General features: G+C 64.0%; 21 protein-coding genes. 15 read left to right on the forward strand and 6 right to left on the reverse strand.

The window, feature by feature from the left end; all coding sequences use genetic code 11:
* Positions 1-7 precede the first annotated feature (7 nt).
* The 3 genes from Q8R61_RS14960 to Q8R61_RS14765 are packed head-to-tail and all read left to right on the forward strand — an operon-like array spanning position 8 to position 2,042.
* A complete protein-coding gene (locus tag Q8R61_RS14960; protein ID WP_371133655.1) occupies positions 8-157 on the forward strand; it encodes a hypothetical protein in 150 nt (49 codons plus the stop codon).
* Between the two features lie 49 nt (positions 158-206).
* Complete coding sequence (locus tag Q8R61_RS14760; RefSeq protein ID WP_305538627.1) at positions 207-920, forward strand: DUF302 domain-containing protein; 714 nt, start codon at positions 207-209, stop codon at positions 918-920.
* A gap of 30 nt (positions 921-950) precedes the next feature.
* On the forward strand, positions 951-2,042 hold the full coding sequence (locus Q8R61_RS14765) for a hypothetical protein (protein ID WP_305538629.1): 1,092 nt from the start codon (positions 951-953) through the stop codon (positions 2,040-2,042).
* Positions 2,043-2,654: 612 nt separating this feature from the next.
* On the opposite strand, the gene Q8R61_RS14770 is transcribed toward Q8R61_RS14765, so the two are convergent.
* The 4 genes from Q8R61_RS14770 to Q8R61_RS14785 are packed head-to-tail and all read right to left on the reverse strand — an operon-like array spanning position 2,655 to position 7,125.
* Positions 2,655-3,431, reverse strand: coding sequence for an MBL fold metallo-hydrolase (locus Q8R61_RS14770; RefSeq protein WP_305538631.1), 777 nt, complete (start codon positions 3,429-3,431; stop codon positions 2,655-2,657).
* A 15-nt stretch (positions 3,432-3,446) separates the two neighbouring features.
* Positions 3,447-5,660: a CHASE2 domain-containing protein gene (locus Q8R61_RS14775; protein WP_305538633.1), complete on the reverse strand. Its 2,214-nt coding sequence runs from the start codon at positions 5,658-5,660 to the stop codon at positions 3,447-3,449.
* Complete coding sequence (locus Q8R61_RS14780) at positions 5,657-6,592, reverse strand: M48 family metalloprotease (protein ID WP_305538635.1); 936 nt, start codon at positions 6,590-6,592, stop codon at positions 5,657-5,659. Before Q8R61_RS14780 ends, Q8R61_RS14775 begins: the two co-directional genes overlap by 4 nt.
* On the reverse strand, positions 6,592-7,125 hold the full coding sequence (locus Q8R61_RS14785; protein WP_305538637.1) for an SH3 domain-containing protein: 534 nt from the start codon (positions 7,123-7,125) through the stop codon (positions 6,592-6,594). Before Q8R61_RS14785 ends, Q8R61_RS14780 begins: the two co-directional genes overlap by 1 nt.
* Positions 7,126-7,218: 93 nt before the next feature.
* Here Q8R61_RS14785 and Q8R61_RS14790 point away from each other — a divergent pair, with 93 nt between their 5' ends.
* The 7 genes from Q8R61_RS14790 to Q8R61_RS14820 all read left to right on the forward strand — a co-directional run bounded on the left by Q8R61_RS14790 (position 7,219) and on the right by Q8R61_RS14820 (position 11,763).
* A complete protein-coding gene (locus Q8R61_RS14790) occupies positions 7,219-8,013 on the forward strand; it encodes an ABC transporter permease (protein WP_305538639.1) in 795 nt (264 codons plus the stop codon).
* Between the two features lie 23 nt (positions 8,014-8,036).
* A complete protein-coding gene (locus tag Q8R61_RS14795; RefSeq protein WP_305538641.1) occupies positions 8,037-8,447 on the forward strand; it encodes a hypothetical protein in 411 nt (136 codons plus the stop codon).
* On the forward strand, positions 8,444-9,391 hold the full coding sequence (locus Q8R61_RS14800; RefSeq protein WP_305538643.1) for an MlaD family protein: 948 nt from the start codon (positions 8,444-8,446) through the stop codon (positions 9,389-9,391). Before Q8R61_RS14795 ends, Q8R61_RS14800 begins: the two co-directional genes overlap by 4 nt.
* Entirely contained in the window at positions 9,388-10,056 is a 669-nt protein-coding gene (locus Q8R61_RS14805) for a hypothetical protein (RefSeq protein ID WP_305538645.1), read from the forward strand. Before Q8R61_RS14800 ends, Q8R61_RS14805 begins: the two co-directional genes overlap by 4 nt.
* A gap of 77 nt (positions 10,057-10,133) precedes the next feature.
* Positions 10,134-10,730 (forward strand): YeeE/YedE family protein, encoded by a 597-nt coding sequence (locus Q8R61_RS14810; RefSeq protein ID WP_305538647.1) that lies wholly within the window; start codon positions 10,134-10,136, stop codon positions 10,728-10,730.
* Between the two features lie 6 nt (positions 10,731-10,736).
* The gene (locus Q8R61_RS14815) at positions 10,737-11,153 is read left to right on the forward strand and encodes a DUF6691 family protein (protein ID WP_305538649.1); all 417 of its coding nucleotides are present in this window, start codon (positions 10,737-10,739) and stop codon (positions 11,151-11,153) included.
* Positions 11,154-11,253: 100 nt separating this feature from the next.
* A complete protein-coding gene (locus Q8R61_RS14820; protein WP_305538651.1) occupies positions 11,254-11,763 on the forward strand; it encodes an SCP2 sterol-binding domain-containing protein in 510 nt (169 codons plus the stop codon).
* A 96-nt stretch (positions 11,764-11,859) separates the two neighbouring features.
* Here the strand turns inward: Q8R61_RS14820 and Q8R61_RS14825 are convergent, their stop codons facing one another.
* Positions 11,860-12,345 (reverse strand): peptidylprolyl isomerase, encoded by a 486-nt coding sequence (locus tag Q8R61_RS14825; protein WP_305538653.1) that lies wholly within the window; start codon positions 12,343-12,345, stop codon positions 11,860-11,862.
* A gap of 107 nt (positions 12,346-12,452) precedes the next feature.
* On the opposite strand from Q8R61_RS14825, the gene pgi reads away from it, so the two are divergent.
* Complete coding sequence (pgi, locus tag Q8R61_RS14830; protein ID WP_305538655.1) at positions 12,453-14,105, forward strand: glucose-6-phosphate isomerase; 1,653 nt, start codon at positions 12,453-12,455, stop codon at positions 14,103-14,105.
* Here pgi and Q8R61_RS14835 read toward each other — a convergent pair.
* On the reverse strand, positions 14,095-15,531 hold the full coding sequence (locus Q8R61_RS14835) for a DUF4139 domain-containing protein (protein ID WP_305538657.1): 1,437 nt from the start codon (positions 15,529-15,531) through the stop codon (positions 14,095-14,097). The genes pgi and Q8R61_RS14835 overlap by 11 nt on opposite strands.
* Before the next feature lie 105 nt (positions 15,532-15,636).
* Between Q8R61_RS14835 and Q8R61_RS14840 the strand changes: the two genes are divergently transcribed.
* Genes Q8R61_RS14840 through Q8R61_RS14855 form a run of 4 tightly spaced genes read left to right on the forward strand, consistent with a single transcriptional unit; the run spans position 15,637 to position 20,331 of the window.
* Positions 15,637-16,935, forward strand: coding sequence for an EAL and HDOD domain-containing protein (locus Q8R61_RS14840; RefSeq protein ID WP_305538659.1), 1,299 nt, complete (start codon positions 15,637-15,639; stop codon positions 16,933-16,935).
* 36 nt (positions 16,936-16,971) lie between these two features.
* The gene (locus Q8R61_RS14845; RefSeq protein WP_305538679.1) at positions 16,972-17,748 is read left to right on the forward strand and encodes a 3'-5' exonuclease; all 777 of its coding nucleotides are present in this window, start codon (positions 16,972-16,974) and stop codon (positions 17,746-17,748) included.
* The gene (gene rlmD, locus Q8R61_RS14850; protein ID WP_305538661.1) at positions 17,745-19,043 is read left to right on the forward strand and encodes a 23S rRNA (uracil(1939)-C(5))-methyltransferase RlmD; all 1,299 of its coding nucleotides are present in this window, start codon (positions 17,745-17,747) and stop codon (positions 19,041-19,043) included. Before Q8R61_RS14845 ends, rlmD begins: the two co-directional genes overlap by 4 nt.
* A 58-nt stretch (positions 19,044-19,101) precedes the next feature.
* Positions 19,102-20,331, forward strand: a complete 1,230-nt coding sequence (locus Q8R61_RS14855) for an aspartate kinase (protein ID WP_305538663.1) — start codon at positions 19,102-19,104, stop codon at positions 20,329-20,331.
* Positions 20,332-20,358 lie beyond the last annotated feature (27 nt).

The following is a 20,358-nucleotide window of genomic DNA, read 5'->3' on the forward strand; positions in this document are numbered from 1 at the left end:
CCACGCGCTGAAGGGTGCCGCCGCCAGCGTGATGGCCACGGTCGTCCGCGAAGGCGCGGCCCGCATCGAGAGCCATGTGCAGGGCGGCGACTTCGATGCCGCCGCAGCCGAAGTGGCGGCGTTGGATGCGCGCATGCGCGCTCGCGCGGCGCATTGACGGCTGACGGCCTGCTAGGATAACAAACAGCTCAACCCGGAGACACGCCATGATGCGCATGCTCTTGTCCGTCCTTGCCTGCTGCTGCCTCGGCCAGCCGGCCTTCGCGTCCGACCCGCAGCCGGGTCCGTCCGACACGCCGGCCGCCATGCAGGGCTGGCTCGACATCACCCCCACGCCCTACGGCCCCGTGCTCGTCCAGCAGGGCATGCCGCCGCCCTACCGCGACTACCAGATGAGCCGCGTCCTCTCCCCCGAGGAAAGGCAGCGCTGGCTGCAGATGACCATGCCGGTGGTCGGCAACATGATGCAGGTCGATGCGCGCGAAGCGATGAACCATTTCGCGATCAAGTACCAGGCGAAGGCCGGGCTCAGCTTCGACGACGTGGTGCAGTCGATGATGCTGCGCGCCAACAAGGTCAACCTCAAGTTTGTCGGCAACAATGCCATGTGGCGGGATTTCCGGTCCGTGCTCGGCGACATGGACGCGCCGCGCGTCGAAATCCTCAGCTTCTGCGACATCGCCATCGGCCGCGAGCTGCTGAAAATCCTGCCCGAGATGATCGTGTTCTTTCCCTGTCGCATCGCCGTGATGGAAGATGCCGACAAGAACATCTGGGTGCTGATGCTGGACTGGGACATCACCTGGCTCAACCTCGCCGGCAAGCAGCTCGGCATGACGCCGGAACTGCGCAGCGGCTTCCTGTCCATTCGCGAAAAAATGGACAGCGTGATGCGCGCCGGCGCCAACGGCGAGCTATAAACAACGCCGCCCACGGCCCAAAAAACCTGAATGCCCGCCGCAGCGGCGGGGTGGCACCATACGGAATTCTTCACCGTCGTGACCCGCCGCATGCCTCCGTTCACCTCACACGCCGCACTGCAACAGCGCTTTGCCGGTGGGCTTGCCGCCATGCTGCACACCCATCACGGCCTCGGCGTCTACATCCTCGTGCTGGCCAATGCCGCCTACGATGGCCGGCTGTGGACGCAGCTCGCCCCTGCTCTGACCACGCGCCATGCCGAGCTGGCCGAGCGCATCACGGCCGCGCTGCGGGCCGGCCAGACACTCGACGAGCCGGACGACGACGTGCTGGTTTTTCTGAAGCTGCTCGCCATCGGCCTGGAGCACCTGGCGCCGCTGGAAAACCGCCGCGCCGGCCCCTGGGAATTGATGTTCAATCCCCTCCGCGCGCTGCGTCCGCCGCGCATCAGCGGCCAGACATTCGAAAGCCTGCTGCGCCCCTTCGACCCCGCTGGCTTTCATTTCAACAAGCCCTTCCTCGCCAAGGAAGTGCTGTGGGAGGACGCGCTCGCCGGCAAACCGGCGCGCCTGCTGTACAACAAATTCCCGTTCGCCCGCCTGCACGGCCTACTGGTGCCCGAGCCGCTGCGCGAACTGCCGCAAACGCTCACCCCCGAACTGCACGGCTGGGCGTGGCACCTGTGCGCGCACGCCGGCATGCGCGGCCTCTGCCTCGGCTACAACAGCTTTGGCGCCGGCGCCTCGGTCAACCACCTGCATTTCCAGAGTTTCGTGCAGACCGACCCGCTGCCGGTGCAGGACCCGCGCTTCGCCCACAATGGCGGCAGCGCGGCCTATCCCCTGCCCTGTCAGCGCTTTACCGAACCCGCCGACGCCTGGATCGAAATCGATCGCCTGCACGCGCAGTACACCCCCTACAACCTAATCTACAGCAAGGACTGCCTGCACCTCGTCGCCCGCGTCCCGCAGGACAGCGGCAAACTCAGCGCGCAGAGCCGCGCCTATGGCTGGAGCGAAATGGCCGGCGCGGTTACCTTGTTCAGTCGGGATGCGTTTGAGGGTTTAAGTGCGGAAGCGTTTGAAACCGAACTGGCGAGTTTCGCGACGCAAACCCTTTGATGCTCGCTACGTTGACGTGATCGAATGTTTGGAAATACGGGGGATGTCTGAATTAATTCGGGCCTGGCACTTTTGACGTGATTTTTTATTTCGCCATTTATTCACCCATCTGACACCTCCAAGTGAATTACGACTCCACCCATAAATGTCCAAAACACCCGGATCAGTTCAATCTGACCTCATTTAATTCCGCGCGTGCGCTCGCCCCCGTGGTCGCCCCCGTTACCCTGTCGCCCCTGTCGCCTGATTCCAATTATTTGTTATTTAATTTTCATATTTGGAAAAAACGTAGCCCAAAACCAAGTAACAAGTGCCGCAATAAATGACCCTAATATAATAATTTTTATTGAGCTCACCAAATACCCAAAATTCGGAAGAAAAACTAACTCACGAGTCCGCAAGTAAAAAATCAATGGGCCGAGAAGCAATGCCATGAGTCCAGCGGATATTGCTAATAAAAGGAAAAATCCCCAGATAACCAAAAATCCAATTAATTTTTCCTTGACTTTATACATTATTTATCAATCACTTATCTTTACTTAATCTCTCCACATAAAGCCCAGTAACTTCCGACGTGCCACAAATGGGGTCAGTTCAGACACGATATTTTCCTCACCCTCTTCCCCCCACCTCAATCACCTGCCCCTGCATCAACGCCTCCACGCCCCACCCCGGCGCAGCCGCACGCAACTCGTTCATGATCGCCGACTCGTTGCCTGGCTTCAGATGCGTGATCCATACCTCGGGATGCACGGTCAGGCTCTGCAGCTCGGCCGCCAGCGAATCGGGCCAGTGATGCTTCGACGCCTTGGCGACTTCGACCAGTTCGTTTTCGAACGAGGTTTCGATGATGAGGTGGCGCAGGTCGGGAATGGCATTGAGCGCCTGGATGAAAGCATCGCTGTGCGTGGTGTCGCCGCTGAAGACCAGGCTGCCCGCTGCAGTGGCCACCTGCAGGCCGCACGCGGGCACGACGTGATTCACCGGCAGCGGGGTGAAGGTGCGGCCGTTGAGGGTGTACGCTTCGCCCAGGGCCAGGGGCGCGAAACGCAGCCACGGCGCCTCCTTGCTCGGGATTTCGCGGAAGTCCGGCCACAGGTTCCAGTTGAAAAGATGCTTCGCCAGCACGTCCAGCACTTCGGGCAGCGCGTGGACGGTCACCGGATCGGGGCGCATGTCGCCAACACTGTCGAGCAATAAGGGCAAACCCAGCACGTGGTCGAGGTGGGCATGGGTGATGAAGACGTGGTCGATCTTCACCAAGGCCTCGAAGTCGAGCGTGGTGATGCCGCTGCCGGCGTCGATCAGCACGTCGTCGTCGACCTTGAAGCAGGTGGTGTGGCGCCCGCTGCCGATGCCGCCACTGCAGCCCAATACGGTGAGTTTCATCGCTGTGTGTGGTGCCTATTTCGTTGTGTAGACGAAGACGCCATCCCAGTCTGCGGGCGGCGGCACTTCGCGAAAATGCGCGATGCGTTCTAGATAGATATCGTACAGCGGACGCGGCGCGCTGGCATTGAGCGCCTGCAGCGCGGCTTCGGCGGCGGTCCAGTCCTGCTTCTGGTACGCGGCATAGGCCAATTCGAATTCGGCGGCCTGCTGCCGTAGCGCTTCATCCAGTCCGTCCTTTGGCCCCAGCGGCTCGTAGATCGCGACCGGCGTTTCCTTGCCCTTCACCCGCACGTCGTCGACCTTCATGAAGGCATGCAGCGGATCGGCGTCGACGGTGGGCTGGGTGGCGAGAATGCCGACGCCGTATTGTTTTGTAATCCCTTCGAGGCGCGAGCCGAGGTTCACCGCATCGCCCATCACGGTATAGGACATGCGGAATTCCGAACCCATATTGCCGACGCTCATGCGTCCGGTGTTGACGCCGACGCCGATCTTGACCTCGGGCCAGCCACGCGCGGCAAAATCCTCGTTCAGCTTAGGCAGCGCGGCCTGCATGTCGAGCGCGGTGGCGACGCCGCGGGCGGCATGGTCGGCCAGATCCACCGGCGCGTTCCAGAACGCCATGACGGCGTCGCCGATGTATTTGTCGATGGTGCCCTGATGCTGCTGGATGATCCGCGTCATGGTCGACAGGTAGGCGTTCAGCACTTCGGCCAGTTCGGCCGGCGGCAGCTTCTCGGAAAAATTGGTGAAGCCGCGGATGTCGGAGAACAGCACGGTCATGTCGCGCGACTGGCCTTCCATTGTGTAGTGCGCCGGATTCCGACTCATCTCGGTGGCCAGTTGAGGCGGCACGTACTGGCCGAACAGCTTGGTGATCTGGCGCTTGCTGCGCGTGGCGGCAAAAAAGCCGTAGGCGGTGTTGAGCGCGTACAGGCCGAGCAGCGTCAGCATCGGCGCCGCCATCGGAATCACCATGAAGCGTGTCCAGGCCGCACTGTAGGCGGCCAGCAGCAGGGCCAGCAGCGCAACGATGGCCGCGAGACCGATGGTCGGCCCATAGCGCAGCAGCATCCCCGTCAGCAACGCACCCAGCAGCAGCACGGCCACGAGGCGCGCGTCGTCCGACCACGGCGGCGTGACGCGAGTGGTGCCGTCGAGCATGCCGGCGATCAAATGCGCGTGGATTTCGACGCCCGGGAACGCATTGGAAAAGGGCGTGACGCGCAGGTCGGCGAGCCCGGGCGCGGTCGACCCCAACAGCACGATGCGGTTTTCAAGCTGGTCCAACGCGGCCTTGCCCGACAGCACGTCGGCCACCGAGATATAGGGGAACGGCGCGCCGGCGCGATACGGCACATGCACGCCACCGTCGATGTCCAGCGGCAGCCGGATGCCGCCGACTTCGAGCCAGGGCGAGACGTATTCGCGGCCAAGGATGGAACGCCGGTCGACGCCTGCCAGCACGGGATCGCCGCCGAACGCCACCTGCAGCGACGACACCGACAGCGACACGTAATAGCCCTCGCCGAACGGCTGGACCAGCCCCATGCGGCGCGCCGTGCCGTCATGGTCGGCGCGCATGTTGAAAAACCCGGCCGCCGGCACGGCTTGCTGGAACGCGGTCAGGTTGGCGCCGTAGCCCACCGGCGGCGTGCCGGGCACCAGCGGCTCGAACGCGGTCAGGGGCAACGACGGTGCCGGCAGCAGGCCGGTGCGCGCGTCGCTGTAACCCTCCGGAATGAAGTAATAGCCGAGCGAAACCGGACGCTCGGCCAGCGCCGAGGCAAAGCGCGCGTCGTAGTCGAGCTGCGGTGCCAGCTGTTTCAATGCAGTCTGGAATTCGCGGCTGCCTGCCAGGTCGCGCTGCGCCAGCTGGCGCAGGGTATCGAGCCCCGAGCTGGTGTCCGATTCGGCAAACACCACATCGAAGCCGACCGCCGCAACGCCATACTGATCGAACAGGCGCTCGACCAGCGTGGTCATGACTTCGCGGCTCCAGGGCCAGCGGCCCACGCTTTTCAGGCTGGCTTCGTCGATGTCGAGTATCGCCACGCGGTCGTCGAAGCCGGCCAGCGCGGTGCGCTCCAGCCACGCGTCATACAGCCAGGCCTCGGCGCGCTGCACGGGCGTGAGGTGGATGACCCCGCCGACATGCGCCGCGATCAGCAGGACCCAGAGCGCAGACAGAATGGCCTGCGCCAATCCGGGTGGCAAACGCTTCACGGAATGCGGTAGAACCGGTCGCCCACTTCCTTGCCGCGCACGGCGTCGAGGCGTCCGCCCACCGCCTCGCCCAGCGCATCCAGCCGGGCGGCGGGATGCGGGTGCGTCTTGTAGAGCAGTGCGGTGCGGCTGTCCTGGGCGGGGATCGCGGCCATGTCCTGCAACACGGCGGGCAGCCCCCAGGGATCGTAGCCGGCACGTGCGGCATACACGATGCCGACGCGGTCGGCTTCGAACTCTGCATTCTTGTCGAGCCCGCGCGCCATGATTTCGGCGCCGTTGCCGATCAGGTTCTGCACCACCTGGTCGCTGTCCTTCGCCTTGCTGCTGGCCGCCTGTCCCAGCGCACCGATCAGGCTGGATTGCTTGAGCACCTTGAGATGATGCTTTTGGCTGACGTGGGCGATTTCATGGGCCAGCACGCCCGCCAGCTCGGCCTCGTTGTTGAGCCGGCGATACAGGCCCTTGGTCACGAAGATGTAGCCGCCCGGCGCCGCGAAGGCGTTGATGGTTTCGCTGTCGATCACGCCGAACCGCCAGGTGACGTCCGTACGTCCGCTGTGCTGGGCCACCCAGTTGCCGACCAGGTTGACGTAGTTCTGCAGCTTGTCGTCGCGCACCAGCTGCACCGCGCCCAGCAGGTTGCCTGCGATCTGCCGGCCGATGCGGTTTTCCTCTTCAATCGAATAGTCGCCGAACAGTGCGAAGCCCAGCTGGCGGGCATCGATCTTCTGGTTGGCGGGCGGCGTGGGGGCGGCGTTCTGCGCCGGCGCAGTGTCGGCCGGCTGCTGTGCGGGTGCCGGCTGGGCGGGCTGCTCGCGGTTCAGTTCCTTGTTGATGCGCTCTTCAAGCGCCTTGCCGAAATCGAATCCGGCAGCCACTCCGGAGAAGGCGACCAGGGACAGGGTCAGAATCACACGTTGCGCAATCATCAGTTGGTCTCCCACGACGAAGCCGGCTGGGCCGACTTGGCGGGCGCCGGCAACGCCGGCACCTTGACTGCGGCGAGACGCGCCCGGCTGGCAAAGCTGCGGGCCTGCGCCGCTGACACGCCGGCCGCTTCCATCCGCGCCAGCTCATCCGGATTGAACTTGGCCTGTTTCAGGTCCGCGTCGGTCAGACCGCGCAGACCGGCGACGGCCACCACGCGGCTGGGATCGGAACGGGTGGTTGCTGCTCCCACCACATCGCCGACGCCGGCGCCGCCGAGGCCACCGGCCCCCGCGCGCACCGACAACAGCCGGATCCAGCCGGTAGATCGGCCGGCGGTCACCCGCAGCCAGCCGCCCTGCTTGGCGAGGATATTGACGGGTGTGCCCTTGGCCACGTTGGCGGCAACCTTGGCGCTCGCGCTCGGCTGGCTGTAGAGCTTTTCATTGCGCAACACGGTCCCGGGCGCAGCCCAGGCCGAAGCGGATGCGGTGCACAACAGCAGCAATGCTGCCGGTATCAGGTTGGGGTTCATGGCGTGTCTCTCCGTTAATATTGCTTTCACTGCAAAACTGTATGGCCTGGCCCTCGATGGCGCAAGCGTCATCGAAGGCGTTAAGATGCCGCGATGCATTTCCTCGCGACGTCCATCGAATCGCTCGGCGCCAAGCTCGCGGGGTGGTTCACTGTCGGCTACGCCCTGTTTGCCTTTCTCGGCCGGGCCGCGTTGCTGCTGCTGGAACCCTCCACCTGGAACCGCGCCACCTTCGACGTGGTGATCAAGCAGGTCTACTTTACCGCGGTACAGATCCTGCCGGTTTTTCTGGCCTACGTGCTGGTCATATCATGGCTCATCATCACCATCATCCTGTCCACCGCGCGGGATTTCGGTCTGACCGAATTCGCCAGCGAAATGGCCATCCGCGTGCTGGTGCTGGAACTGCTGCCGTTTCTGACTGCGCTCTTCATCGCCTTGCGCTCGGGCAGCGCCATCAACACCGAAGTCGCGCTGATGCAGGTCAACAACGAGTTGGATGCACTGGTGCACTGCAAGGTTCCGCCGATGCAATTCGAGTTTATGCCACGGCTGGTCGGCGGGGTGGTGTCGGTCGTCACGCTGGCCGGCCTGGCGGGCCTGCTCGCCCTGATTGTGGGCTACCTCGCCATCTACGGGGTGGGCACGGCGGGCTTCGAACCCTATACCCGCACCGTCTCCAACATCATCAATTTCAACATCATGGCCGGGCTGATCGCCAAATGCGCCCTGTTCGGGCTTGCGGTCACGCTGATCCCGGTGACCGCCGGACTGGAAACGCCGAAGAAGCTCTTCATGGTGCCGGTCTCGGTGCTGCGCGGCATGATGCGGGTGTTCTTCGCCATAGTGACGATCGAGGTGGTGTCATTAGCGCTCAAATACATCTGACCCCGTTTGCCGATCGTGCAGCGATGGCCGACGCGATCGCCGCCCTCGCCGACGACGTGGCGCGCGTGTCGCTCGACCTGCCGCTGCGCGCGAACCTGTCGGCACTCGACAACATTGCGCTGATCCCGCTCTACCAGCGTCATTTCGACGCCGCCGAATCGGCCCGCCAGGCGCAGACCATGCTGGATGAGCTGGGCCATGCCGAAATCGCCCTGCTGCGCGATTCCGACATGACGCCCGCCCAGCGCTTCGTCACCAAGCTTGCGCGCGCCTGCATGCTCAAGCGCCCCCGCCTGGTGATCGACCGTCCCGGCGCCATGCTTTACGATGTGCCCTATCCGGCCTTCATCGCGCACCTGGCGTCGCAGGCGGCAATCAGCGGCACCTGGGAAATTTACGACTTCAGCTGGAATCAGGCCCTTTATCAAGCATGAACAAACTGCATTTCAAGGTCGGACTGTTTGCTGTCGCATCGCTGTTGCTGGGCGGCGCCTTTCTGGTCTATCTGCTGCACGCGCGCGGTTTTTTTGAAGGCACCTTCCAGCTGCAGTTCGCCGCCTCCAGCGCCGACAACGTCGCCCCCGGGATACCGGTGGCGTTTTCCGGCATCGAGATCGGCCGCGTCACCAGCCTGGGGCTGAACGATGAAGGCGGCATCATCATCCATGCCCGGTTTCTCCAACGCAATGCCAAATGGCTGAAGGAAAGCAGCACCTTCACGCTCGACAAGCCGATCGTCGGCGGCGCCAAGATCCGCGTCGACACGCCCGATCTCAACGCGCCCGCGCTGCCCGACAATTCCACCGTGCTGCTGCTCACCTCGGACATCAGCAGTGAGCTGCCTGCCCTGGTCGAACGGGTCAAGGCCATCCTCGACAACGTCGAGCACCTGACCCGCAAGGATGGTGAAATCAACACCACGCTTGCCAACGTGCAGACCGTGACCGGCCGCATGACCGGCGAATACGGCATGCTGGAAAGCATCCTCGGCAGCCCCGAAAAGGCGCGCGCAGTGACCGACTCGCTGGAGCAGACCCGCGCGCTGATCATCAAGCTCGACGGCCTCGCGCTGAAGATGGACGGCATGGCCAGCAAGGCCGATACCTGGCTGTTTGCGGAGGACGGCGTGGCCGCGCAGACCCGCGAATCGCTGGCACAGGTGCGGCTGATGCTGAACGACGCGCAGGCCAGCCTGCAGAAAGCCGATGCCATGATGGCCAATGCCGTGGATATTTCCGCCAACGTCAAGGAAGGCACCCAGGATATTGCCGCGCTGCGCGCCGAAATCGACGATGCGGTGCGCAAGGCCAACGCGCTGATTAACGAGATCAACAAGAAGTGGCCGTTCAAGCGCGATCCCGAGGTGAAGCTGCCATGAAGACATTGTTTGCGCTGGCCGGCGTGATCCTGCTGACCGCCTGCGTCAGCGGCGGCCCGCCGCCGCCCGACTGGAAAACCGATTCGGCCGATCTGATCGAGCGTTACCAGAAACATGCCCTGCTGGGCGAGAACACGCTGGCCGAGCGCTATTTCCAGCAGGCCATCGATGCCACCGGCGGCGCCGGCCGCATGACCGAAACCGCGCGCCTGTGGCTGGTGCGCTGCGCCACCCGCCGCGCCATGCTGATCGACGACGCCTGCACCGACTATGCCGAGCTGGCTGCGGTGGCGCCCCACGCTGCTGACCAGGCCTATTACCGCTTTCTCACGTTGCAGTGGGAGGGGCTGGATGCGGCGCTGCTGCCGGCGCAGCACCGCGACCTGCTGCGCGCACCGGCCGCCACACGGCATGCCGTGCCCGGCCGTGTCGGTGACCCGCTGGCGCGACTGCTCGCGGCCAGCCTGCTGGTGATGCGGCAGGAAGCGAATGCCGCCACACTGGACGTTGCCACCGAAACCGCCTCGTCCCAGGGCTGGCGCCAGCCTTTGCTGACCTACCTGAAACTGCAGCACGAACAGGCCATCGCCCAGGGCAACGCCGCTGCGCAGGCGCGGCTCGCGCGCCGCATCCAGCTGGTCGAGCACAGCCTCATGCGCCCGTAAGCGCCGCCGTCGCCTGCATAAAAACTGATCGCCCGATAACCAAATTTGCTTGCGCGCCCCCGGCGGCGCCCCTAGCATTGGTCGTCCTTTTCTACCAGAGTTTTCCCGATATGCTCGACTGGCTGTATGCACCCTGGCCCTGGTACGTGTCGGGCCCGCTGATCGGCCTAATGGTGCCGCTGATGTTGTGGATCGGCAATCGCTCGTTCGGCATTTCCAACAACCTGCGCCACCTGTGCGCGATGACGCAGCCCAAGTCCATCGGCGTGGACTTTTTCCAGTACAACTGGCGCGAACACAACTGGAGCCTGGTGTTTGCCGCGGGCGCCGTGCTGGGCGGCTTCCTGGCCGGCATCGTGTTCGCCAACCCGGATCCGGTTGCACTCTCGGTCAGCGCACTTACGATGTTTTCCTATTGGGATGTGCCCATCGGCGAGGGTTTTCTGCCACCGGTGCTGTTCGACCTCACCTGGATGAGCGTCATCGTCATGTTCGGCGGCGGCGTGATGGTCGGTTTTGGAACCCGCTACGCGGGTGGCTGCACATCGGGCCATGCCATCACCGGGCTGTCGACCCTGCAGCCGCAATCGCTGCTCGCGGTGCTGGGCATTTTTGCCGGCGGGCTGCTCTCCGCGCACTTCATCACGCCGCACCTTTTTTCCCTGTTCTGGTAAGTCACCATGCGTTTTCTACCTTATCTACTCGCCGGGCTGGCGTTCGGATTCGTGATGATCAAATCGGAAGCCGCGTCCTGGTATCGCATCATGGAAATGTTCCATTTCCAGGCATTCCACATGTACGGAATCATGATGAGCGCCATCGTCACCGGTCTTGCCGGCGTGACGCTGCTCAGGCGCTACGAGCGTCCGCGCACGCTGGACGGTGACGCCATCGTGATTCCGCAAAAGGAATCCGGCCGCTACAACTTCATCTTCGGCGGCCTGATTTTCGGCATCGGCTGGGGCATCATCGGGCTCTGTCCCGGCCCTATTTTTTCGCTGGTCGGCATGGGTTCGATCGGCGCGCTGGCGGCCCTCGCGGGCGCGCTGCATGGCACCTGGCTGTATGGCTGCGTGAAAAGCCGGCTGCCGCATTGACAAGCTCCCGGCAGCCGATTATCGTGCCCCATCTGCGGACATAGTATTTACATACCAACACGCTGTAGGCTGGACAATTCAATCAATGAGGAGGAAACACATGAAATACACGACCATCGCCCTGGCTGCCCTGGCAGTCCTTGCAAGCACCGCGCACGCCGCACCGGCAATGATGTCTGCCGAGTGGACCGCCCAGGCCTGCGACGCCTGGAACAAGGATGCCACCCTGACCAGCGGCCTCGCCAATGACTGGATCAAGAATGACAAGGGCCGCGGCCACAAGATCATTCACCTGTATCGCACCGACTGTGGCGAAGCGACCAAGACCGAAATGCGGATCGCGGCCAAGGACGGCAAGGCCATGTGCGTCTACGGTGGTGCAGTGGAGAGCACCAACCTGGATCTGGGCGCCGACTACGTCATGCACGCCACGTCCCAGCGCTGGAACGAAATGGGCGCGGGCGAGTATGGTCCGATGAAGGCCATGATGTTCGGCCGCCTGAAGTTCTCCGGCCCCAAGGTAGAAGCCATGAGCGTGATGGGCCCGTTCGAGGCCTTCCTGCGTCTGCCGGGCAAGATCGCCGGCGACAAGGCCTGCCCTGCCAAGTAAGCGGGCAGCGCCATCAAAAAAGCCGGGATTGCTCCCGGCTTTTTTACGTCAGCGCCTCGTGTTCGACACTAGGGCGTGCTAACACTCATTTCAGGCCTAATGAACGGTGCCCGTTTTGACATCGAGCGGGCGCCCGTTGCGGATTTCCTCCGGCGTCGCTTCGCGGATATCCATCACGTTCACCAGGCAGGTCACGCGCTGTCCGGCGAGCGACGGGTTGCCGTCGACCGTCACCTTGCCGTCTTCGATCTTCGTCACGTAGAACGGCTTGGTTTCGCCCGCCGCGTTTTCGAACAGCACTTCGGCGCCGATGCGCCGGAACTGCGGCGGCACGTTCTCGAGATCGTCGACGAACACCAGGCTTTCGTCGCGCAGCCCGTAGCCCTCTTCCGGCGCCAGCGAAATCTCGACGCGGTCACCCACCTTGCGGCCCGCCACCGCCGACTCGATCGCGGGCAGAATGCCGCTGTGGGCACCCTGCACGTAGCCGACCGGGATGTCGTGCTGCTCGACGACCATGCCGCGCTCGTCAAGAATGGAATAGGTGATGTATACGAGGGCGTTCTGTGTCACGGTGACCATGCTGTCTCTTCCTGAAGCGTCCAAAAATTCGCAGCGCCCTTGCGCAGGGGGCATCGGCACTGCCTGCTTATGATACCTTCGAAGCCTGCTCCACACACTGCCCGATCATGAAACCGCTCAAGCACCTGCCCGCCTGGAAGGCCCTGGAAGCGCACTTCAAGACCATGCGCAGCTTCGACATGCGCGCCGCCTTCCGCGAAGACGACACCCGATTCGACCAGCTGTCGCTGCGCTGCGGCAACCTGCTGCTCGATTATTCGAAGAATCGCGTCACGCCGGAAACCCTGCGGCTTTTGATGCAGCTGGCGCAGGAATCCGAACTGGATGCGATGCGCAATGCCATGTTCAGCGGCGAGCGCATCAATTTCACCGAGCAGCGCGCCGTGCTGCACACCGCGCTGCGCGCGCCGGTGCGCCCGCCGCTGAGGGTGGAAGGCATGGATGTCGAGCGCGAGGTCGCCAAGGTCCTGAAGCGCATGCAGCGCTTCGTCGAGGCCGTCCACGACGGCAGCTGGCGCGGCCACACCGGCAAGCCGATCCGCAACGTGGTGAACATCGGCATCGGCGGTTCCGACCTCGGCCCGGCGATGGTGTGCCACGCGCTCGATCACCATGCGGTGGAAAGCGTGCGGGTGCATTTCGTTTCCAACCTTGATCCCGCGCACCTGAGCAGCACGCTCGCGCAACTCGACCCCGAGACCACGCTGTTCATCGTCGCCTCGAAAACCTTCACCACGCTGGAGACGCTCGCCAACGCCAATTCGGCCAAGGCCTGGCTGCTTGCCGCGCTACGTTCGCCTGCCGCGGTGGCGCGTCATTTCGTTGCGCTGTCGACCAATGCGCAGGCCGTCGAGGCCTTCGGCATCGATCCGGAGAACATGTTCATCTTTTGGGACTGGGTCGGCGGCCGCTATTCGCTGTGGTCGGCGATCGGCCTGTCCATTGCACTGCAACTCGGCTGGGGCAATTTCCAGGCGCTGCTGGCCGGCGCCCATGCCATGGACCTGCATTTCCGCGAAGCGCCGCTGGAAGCCAACATGCCGGTCATCCTCGGCATGCTCGGCATCTGGTACGCCAATTTCTGGAACACCGACACTTATGGCGTGTTCCCCTACGACCAGCGCCTGCGGCTGCTGGTCCCGTTCCTGCAACAGCTCGACATGGAGTCGAACGGCAAGAACGTCAACCGCGCCAACAGGCAGGTCAACTACAACACCGGCCCCATCGTCTGGGGCGCGCCCGGCACCAACGGCCAGCACGCGTTCTTCGAACTGGTGCACCAGGGCACGCGGCTGATCCCGACCGATTTTCTGGTGGCGGCGGTCAACCCCACGCCGCTTGCCGACCAGCACGAATGGCTGCTCGCCAACTGCCTGGCGCAGACCGAAGCCTTGCTGAAAGGCAAGTCGCGTGCGGTGGCCGAAGCCGAGCTGATTGCCCAGGGCATGCGCCGCGAAGACGCGAAGGCACTGGCCCCGCACAAGGTCTTCCCCGGCAACCGCCCCAGCAACACCCTGCTCTACCAAAAGCTCGACCCGCATACGCTCGGCATGCTGATCGCGCTCTACGAGCACAAGGTCTTCGTGCAGGGGATAGTCTGGCAGATCAACAGCTTCGACCAGTGGGGGGTCGAGCTCGGCAAGCAGCTGGCGCCGCCGATCCGCGCCGAACTGGACCCGGCGCGCGTGACCGGCGAGCACGATGGCTCCACGCTCGGGCTCATCGCCGACATCCGCCGGCGGCGCGGGCTCAGTACCTGACGCGCACGCGGTAGATCAGCGTCGTCCTGCCCTCGGCGGGCACGTTCACCTGCCATTGGGCGATACCTGCCGCCGCCTTGGTGTGCGGCTGCGATTCCGACACCATGGTCCAGTCGCCCGGCATCGGCTCGCGCACGGTGACGGTGACGGCCTCTGATTTGGCGTTCTTCAGCACGATCTCGTACGCCGATTCGAACACGTAGTTGTAGCGGCTGGTACCGGCCAGTTTCTGGAAAGCCGTCTGCTTTTTGTCGGCCGTCACGTCGAAAGCATCGCCCAGTTTCAGGCGCACGGTTTCATTCTTCGGCGTGTGGTCGATGCGGTCCTCACCGACGAATTGCGCATTGCCATGGCTGTCCTTCTTGTACAGGCGGATCACGCCACGCGGCAGCGGAATGCCGAGACCGTCGCCTGTGTTGTCGAACTCGACGAACACACCCACCTTGATTTTCTGTCCGAGTTCACCGTGCTGGCCGGAGTAATAATAGTTCGCCCCTTCGAGCAGGAATTCCTTCTTAACAGGCACCCGCGCGGCGGCCATCAGCGCCACCTGCTTGGTCTGGTTTTCCGCCAGCGTGGTGGGGCGTTGCAGCGTGTAGAGGTGGTATTCGAACAGCGATTCCTGCTGCATCTCGGCCGCATCAGCAACCTTGGCCGCCATCGTCGCCAGTTCACGCGGCTGCGCCTCGCGCACCCGGTTGAGGTCGCCCGCCACCAACTGGAGCCGGGCGTTGGGATAAGCCGCGCCGCTCTGGTTGGTGAGCGTCACCCAGCCGTTGAGGTCGAGCCGGTCGTCGGTGGCATTGAGTTCGGCCACATAGTCGGCGCGCCACGACAGGCCGCCGGTCAGGTAGGACAGTTCCAGGTTCTGCAGACCCGCCGCCGGATTGACCAGCGAGATCACCAGCGTGGGTTTGTCACGCAGAGTGGCGGGCACGCCGGAAAACGCGAGCCGGCCTGGCACGCCGGTTTCGACGCGGTCGGCGAACTGCAGCACGACGCCGCCGTTGGTCGCCAGCACGGTGGCGGCCTCGCGGGTTTCCGCGCCCGTGGCGGGATTCACCCGGATCACCGTGACTTCACGTCCGATATATTTTTCAAGCAATTTTTCCGGCGTCAGCAGGTCGAAATCGAAGTTCTGCTCCAGCAGCCGAAAGCCGGCGGGGTTCGACAGGTTGCGCAACTGGGCCGTTTCGGGGCGCATCCGCGCCGACACCTCGCGCCAGGCCAGCAGGCTGGCATCGCGCGCAAGGCGCACCCGGCGCGTATCCTTCACCAGCGCCAGATCGTCGTTGTAGATCGTGACCGCGACACCCTGCTGGTCGGATGCGGTGCTGACCACTTCGTCGCGCGGCGCCGCCCAGCTGGAGAAGGACGCGGTGAACAGCCCGACGATAAGCGGGGTCAACAAGGTGTGCTTGTTCATGAGTGGCTCCTGGCCTGGCAATAACTGAATATTCAAGATGACGGATACGTGCCCAACAATGACGCTCGGCGCTAAAATGATCGTACCATCCTCGCAGGAAACACCATGAGCTCAGACGACCCCCGTCCTTCGCAAATCGCCGGCGGCGGCATCAACACCGGGGAAGCGGAGCAGCCCGTGGTGGTCACGCAAATGCTCGGCATCGACAACAACAGCCCGGCCCGCGAGGATACGCTGCGGGCACGCTTCCTGTCGTTCGACCCCCTGTTCGACTCAGCTTCCAATCTGGTGGCGCATCAGCTGGTATTGCGCGGACGCGCCGCGCCCGCCGACGCGCCGGCCGAGCTGCGCCAGATGGAAGAGGACATGCTGCTGACCGGCCTCTATTCCCTGACCCAGGGCGGCCTGAGCGGCAAGTTTCCGCTGCTGGTTCGAATCAGCGCCGGGGTGCTGTTCAGCGACGTGCCACGGCAGATCAATCATCGCCAGGTGATCTGGTGCGTGGAAATCGACAACGAGCAGCACCTCGGTCGCGCGCTGGCCCTGCAGGATGCCGGCCTGACCTTCTGCCCCACGCTGAACCGTCACAATGCGGTCGTTCAGGAAAGCGCGGGGGCCTGGCGCTACCTGAACTACCATGCCGACGAGACGCCGCCCAAGGTGTCCGCCCGCCTGATCGTGGACGGGGTTCAGCACGCCCAGACCCAGGCCCGCTGGCCTGACAACGCCTGGTTCAAGGGCAGCTTCTTTTCGGGAGACACCCAGCCCCAGGCCGAAATCATCACCCATGATCACGCCGTGCAGCTGGATCTGCTGGCCATCGCTTTGCGCGAATCGACCGATACCCTGGTGCAGTTCTTCCGACTCAACCCCGACATGGCGCCGCGCCTGCTCGCCATTGCCAACTCCCAGGCCGGTGGCCTGAGCCGGCCCGCCGAATCGGCCGCCCACGCGCTGGTGATGCTGGGGCCGCAACGCGCCAGCCGGATTGCCGCGCTGCTGGCGCTGACCGGCAAGGAACCGACCGAGGCCAGCCGCCACTATGCGGTCACTGCCCTCACGCGCGCCCTTTTCATGGGCAAGGTGACCCGTCTCGGCTCGCACGCGGACAACGCGGCCGCCGCGTTCGAAATCGGCCTGCTGTCGATTGCGCCGCATGCGCTGGCGCTGCCGATGGAAACCCTGATCCGCCGGCTGGGCCTGTCGGCGACCAACGCACGCGCGCTGAGTGCCCACCCCTCGCCCGAAGGTGCGATGCTGCAGCTGACCTACGCCTGCGAGAACAACGACGTGGACACGTTGACCCGGCATGCCCGGCAGCTCGAATTGCCGATGCACCAGATCTCGGTGGCCTACCTCGACGCCATGATCGCGGCCTCGGCACTCGACGCAGCCCTGCATTGAGCGCGTAAAATGGCGGTTTTTTCCCGCCATCGCGCCATGCACCCCACCCTGGTTTTCGACATTGAAACAATCCCTGACCTCGCCGGCTTTGCCGCCGTCAACGGCATCGACGAAGCGGGGCTGCCGCAGGGCGAGCTGGCCGAAATGGCGCTGCTCGCCCGCCGCCAGAAAACCGGCAGCGACTTCATGCCGCACCATCTGCATCGCATCGTCGCGATTTCCTGCACCCTGCGCAGCAGTGACCAGCTAAAGGTCTGGTCGCTGGGCGAGCCCGACAGCAGCGAAGCCGAGCTGATCCAGCGCTTCTACGACGGCATCGAGCGCTACACCCCGCAACTTGTTTCCTGGAATGGCGGCGGCTTCGACCTGCCGGTGCTGCACTACCGCGCGCTGATCCACGGCGTGGCGGCAGCGCGCTACTGGGACTGGGGCGACGACGACAAGGAATTCAAATGGAACAGCTACCTGGGCCGCTATCACACCCGTCACCTTGATCTGATGGACGTGCTGGCGATGTTCCAGCCGCGCGCCAACGCGCCGCTCGACCAGATGGCCAAGCTGTGCGGCTTTCCCGGCAAGCTGGGGATGGACGGTTCCAAGGTGCTGCAGGCTTTCCAGAACGGTGAAATCGACGCCATCCGCAACTACTGCGAAACCGACGTGATGAACACCTGGCTGGTTTATCTGCGCTTCCAGAAAATGCGCGGCACGCTCACTGAGGCGGCCTACGCGGCCGAAATCGAACTCGCGCGCAACACCGTGCAAGCCCACCCCGCGGCGCACTGGCAGGAATTCCTGGCGGCCTGGGCATGAATCCGGTTGTCGATATTGTCGCCCTCGACCACGAGGGCCACGGCGTCGCGCGCGTCGACGGCAAGGTCACTTTCGTCGATGGCGCGCTGGCGGGCGAACGCGCGGAAATCGCGATCTATCGCAAGCACGCCAAATACAACTCGGCCAACGCCGTCGCCATCCTGAAATCCAGCGCGCAGCGTACCGACCCGCGCTGCCGGTATTTCGGCCGCTGCGGGGGCTGCTCGATGCAGCATCTGGAAGCCGGCGCGCAGGTGGCCGCCAAGCAGCGCGTGCTGGAGGAAAACCTCGCCCGAATCGGCAAGGTCAAACCCGAGGTGATGCTGTCCGCGCTGCACGGCCCGAGCTGGGCATACCGCACTCGCGCCCGGCTGTCAGCACGCTGGGTCGACAAGAAAGGTGGCGGGCTGGTCGGCTTTCGCGAAAAGCGCTCCAGCTACATCGCCGACATGGCGAGCTGCGAAGTACTGACTCCGGACGTCTCGGCACTGATCCAGCCGCTGCGCGAGCTGATCAACGAGCTGTCGAACGCCGACCGCATCCCGCAGATCGAAGTGGCCGTCGGCGAGCACGTCACCGTGCTGGTGTTCCGTCTGCTCGAACCGTGGACCGACGACGATGCCGCACGCGTGCGGGCGTTTGCCGACCGGCATGGGGTACAAATCTGGGCGCAGGCCAAGGGGCCCGACACTGTCCGTCCGTTCTGGCCCGAGATCGCTCCCGAGCTCAGCTACAGCCTGCCCGAATTCGGCCTGGTGATGCCGTTCCGGCCCACCGACTTCACCCAGGTCAACGTTGCCATCAACCGCGCGCTGGTCAGCCGCGCAATGCGGCTTCTGGATCCGCAGCCGGGCGAACGCATCGCCGACCTGTTCTGCGGCCTGGGCAACTTCACCCTGCCGATTGCAAAAAGCGGCGCCGAGGTAGTGGGCATCGAAGGCAGCAGCGAACTGGTCGCGCGCGCACGCGAAAACGCGCTGCACAACACACTGCCCAATGCCCGCTTCGCGGTCGACAACCTGTTCGAGATGACGCCGGAAAAATTCGCCGCGCTGGGCCATTTCGACAAGCTGCTGATCGATCCGCCGCGCTCCGGCGCCATCGAAGTCGTCAAATCGCTGCCGGAGGCAGGCGGGCCCGCGCGCATCGTCTATGTTTCCTGCGACCCCGCCACCCTGGCGCGCGACGCCGAGGTGCTGGTGCACGTCAAGGGCTACCGGCTGATGGCCGCCGGCGTCGCCAACATGTTCCCGCACACGGCGCACGTCGAATCAATCGCACTGTTTGAGCGCTAATCCATTAAAATCCCGCTTTTCCGTCCCTAGCCCCCAACTCCTAGATCCCAGCCCCAAAATGGCACTCATCGTACAAAAATACGGCGGCACCTCGGTCGCCAACGTCGAACGCATCCGCGCCGTCGCGGAGCGCGTCGCCAAATTCAAAATGCTCGGCCATCAGGTCGTGGTGGTGCTCTCCGCCATGTCGGGCGAGACCAACCGCCTGATCGCGCTGGCGAAGCAGATCCAGGCGACCCCCGACCCGCGCGAACTCGACATGATGGTGTCGACCGGCGAACAGGTCACGATTGCGCTCCTGGCAATGGCGCTGAAGGATCTGGGCCTGAAGGCCAAAAGCTACACCGGCGCGCAGGTGCGCATCCTCACCGACGATGCCTACACCAAGGCGCGCATCCTCAGCATCGACGAAGCCCGGATGCGGGCCGACCTGGATTCGGGCCACGTGGTCGTGGTCGCCGGTTTCCAGGGCGTCGACGAACAGGGCAACATCACCACGCTGGGACGCGGCGGCTCCGACACCACCGGCGTGGCGCTGGCCGCGGCACTGACGGCCGACGAGTGCCAGATCTATACCGACGTCGACGGCGTCTACACCACCGACCCGCGCATCGTGCCCGAGGCACGCCGGCTGAAAACCGTCACCTTCGAAGAGATGCTCGAAATGGCGAGTCTCGGCTCCAAGGTGCTGCAGATCCGCTCGGTCGAGTTCGCCGGCAAGTACAAAGTCAAACTGCGCGTGCTGTCCAGCTTTCAGGACGAAGGCGACGGCACGCTCATCACTTTCGAGGAAAACGACAGCATGGAACAACCCGTCATCTCCGGCATTGCCTTCAACCGCGACGAAGCCAAGATCACCGTGGTCGGCGTGCCCGACCAGCCCGGCGTCGCCTACCAGATCCTCGGTCCGGTCGCCGACGCCAACGTCGACGTCGACATGATCGTGCAGAACGTCGGCCACGCGAACACCACCGACTTCACCTTCACCGTGCACCGCAACGATTTCAACAAGGCGCTTGCCATCGTCAAGGCGACGGCATCGGCCATCGGCGCGCGTGAAGTCACCGGCGACGACAAGATCGCCAAGGTCTCCATCGTCGGCGTCGGCATGCGCTCGCATGTGGGCGTGGCGCGCAAGATGTTCGAGACCCTGTCGAAGGAAAACATCAACCTGCAGATGATCTCCACCTCGGAAATCAAGATCTCGGTGGTGGTGGAGGACAAGTACATGGAGCTCGCGGTGCGCGCGCTGCATCAGGCCTTCGAACTCGACAAGGCCAGCGCCTGACGGTCACCTAGGAGAGGCGGGGCAGGA

The sequence above is a fragment of the Thiobacillus sp. genome, from assembly GCF_030696885.1.
Taxonomy (GTDB): domain Bacteria; phylum Pseudomonadota; class Gammaproteobacteria; order Burkholderiales; family Thiobacillaceae; genus Thiobacillus.

Bases quoted from the DNA above. Each gene is read 5' to 3' on its own strand.
- Q8R61_RS14760 (WP_305538627.1), top strand. From the start codon at position 207: ATGATGCGCATGCTCTTGTCCGTCCTTGCCTGCTGCTGCCTCGGCCAG.
- Q8R61_RS14765 (WP_305538629.1), top strand. From the start codon at position 951: ATGCCCGCCGCAGCGGCGGGGTGGCACCATACGGAATTCTTCACCGTC.
- Q8R61_RS14770 (WP_305538631.1), bottom strand. From the start codon at position 3,431: ATGAAACTCACCGTATTGGGCTGCAGTGGCGGCATCGGCAGCGGGCGC.
- Q8R61_RS14780 (WP_305538635.1), bottom strand. From the start codon at position 6,592: ATGATTGCGCAACGTGTGATTCTGACCCTGTCCCTGGTCGCCTTCTCC.
- Q8R61_RS14785 (WP_305538637.1), bottom strand. From the start codon at position 7,125: ATGAACCCCAACCTGATACCGGCAGCATTGCTGCTGTTGTGCACCGCA.
- Q8R61_RS14790 (WP_305538639.1), top strand. From the start codon at position 7,219: ATGCATTTCCTCGCGACGTCCATCGAATCGCTCGGCGCCAAGCTCGCG.
- Q8R61_RS14795 (WP_305538641.1), top strand. From the start codon at position 8,037: ATGGCCGACGCGATCGCCGCCCTCGCCGACGACGTGGCGCGCGTGTCG.
- Q8R61_RS14800 (WP_305538643.1), top strand. From the start codon at position 8,444: ATGAACAAACTGCATTTCAAGGTCGGACTGTTTGCTGTCGCATCGCTG.
- Q8R61_RS14805 (WP_305538645.1), top strand. From the start codon at position 9,388: ATGAAGACATTGTTTGCGCTGGCCGGCGTGATCCTGCTGACCGCCTGC.
- Q8R61_RS14815 (WP_305538649.1), top strand. From the start codon at position 10,737: ATGCGTTTTCTACCTTATCTACTCGCCGGGCTGGCGTTCGGATTCGTG.
- Q8R61_RS14820 (WP_305538651.1), top strand. From the start codon at position 11,254: ATGAAATACACGACCATCGCCCTGGCTGCCCTGGCAGTCCTTGCAAGC.
- Q8R61_RS14825 (WP_305538653.1), bottom strand. From the start codon at position 12,345: ATGGTCACCGTGACACAGAACGCCCTCGTATACATCACCTATTCCATT.
- pgi (WP_305538655.1), top strand. From the start codon at position 12,453: ATGAAACCGCTCAAGCACCTGCCCGCCTGGAAGGCCCTGGAAGCGCAC.
- Q8R61_RS14835 (WP_305538657.1), bottom strand. From the start codon at position 15,531: ATGAACAAGCACACCTTGTTGACCCCGCTTATCGTCGGGCTGTTCACC.
- Q8R61_RS14840 (WP_305538659.1), top strand. From the start codon at position 15,637: ATGAGCTCAGACGACCCCCGTCCTTCGCAAATCGCCGGCGGCGGCATC.
- Q8R61_RS14845 (WP_305538679.1), top strand. From the start codon at position 16,972: ATGCACCCCACCCTGGTTTTCGACATTGAAACAATCCCTGACCTCGCC.
- rlmD (WP_305538661.1), top strand. From the start codon at position 17,745: ATGAATCCGGTTGTCGATATTGTCGCCCTCGACCACGAGGGCCACGGC.
- Q8R61_RS14855 (WP_305538663.1), top strand. From the start codon at position 19,102: ATGGCACTCATCGTACAAAAATACGGCGGCACCTCGGTCGCCAACGTC.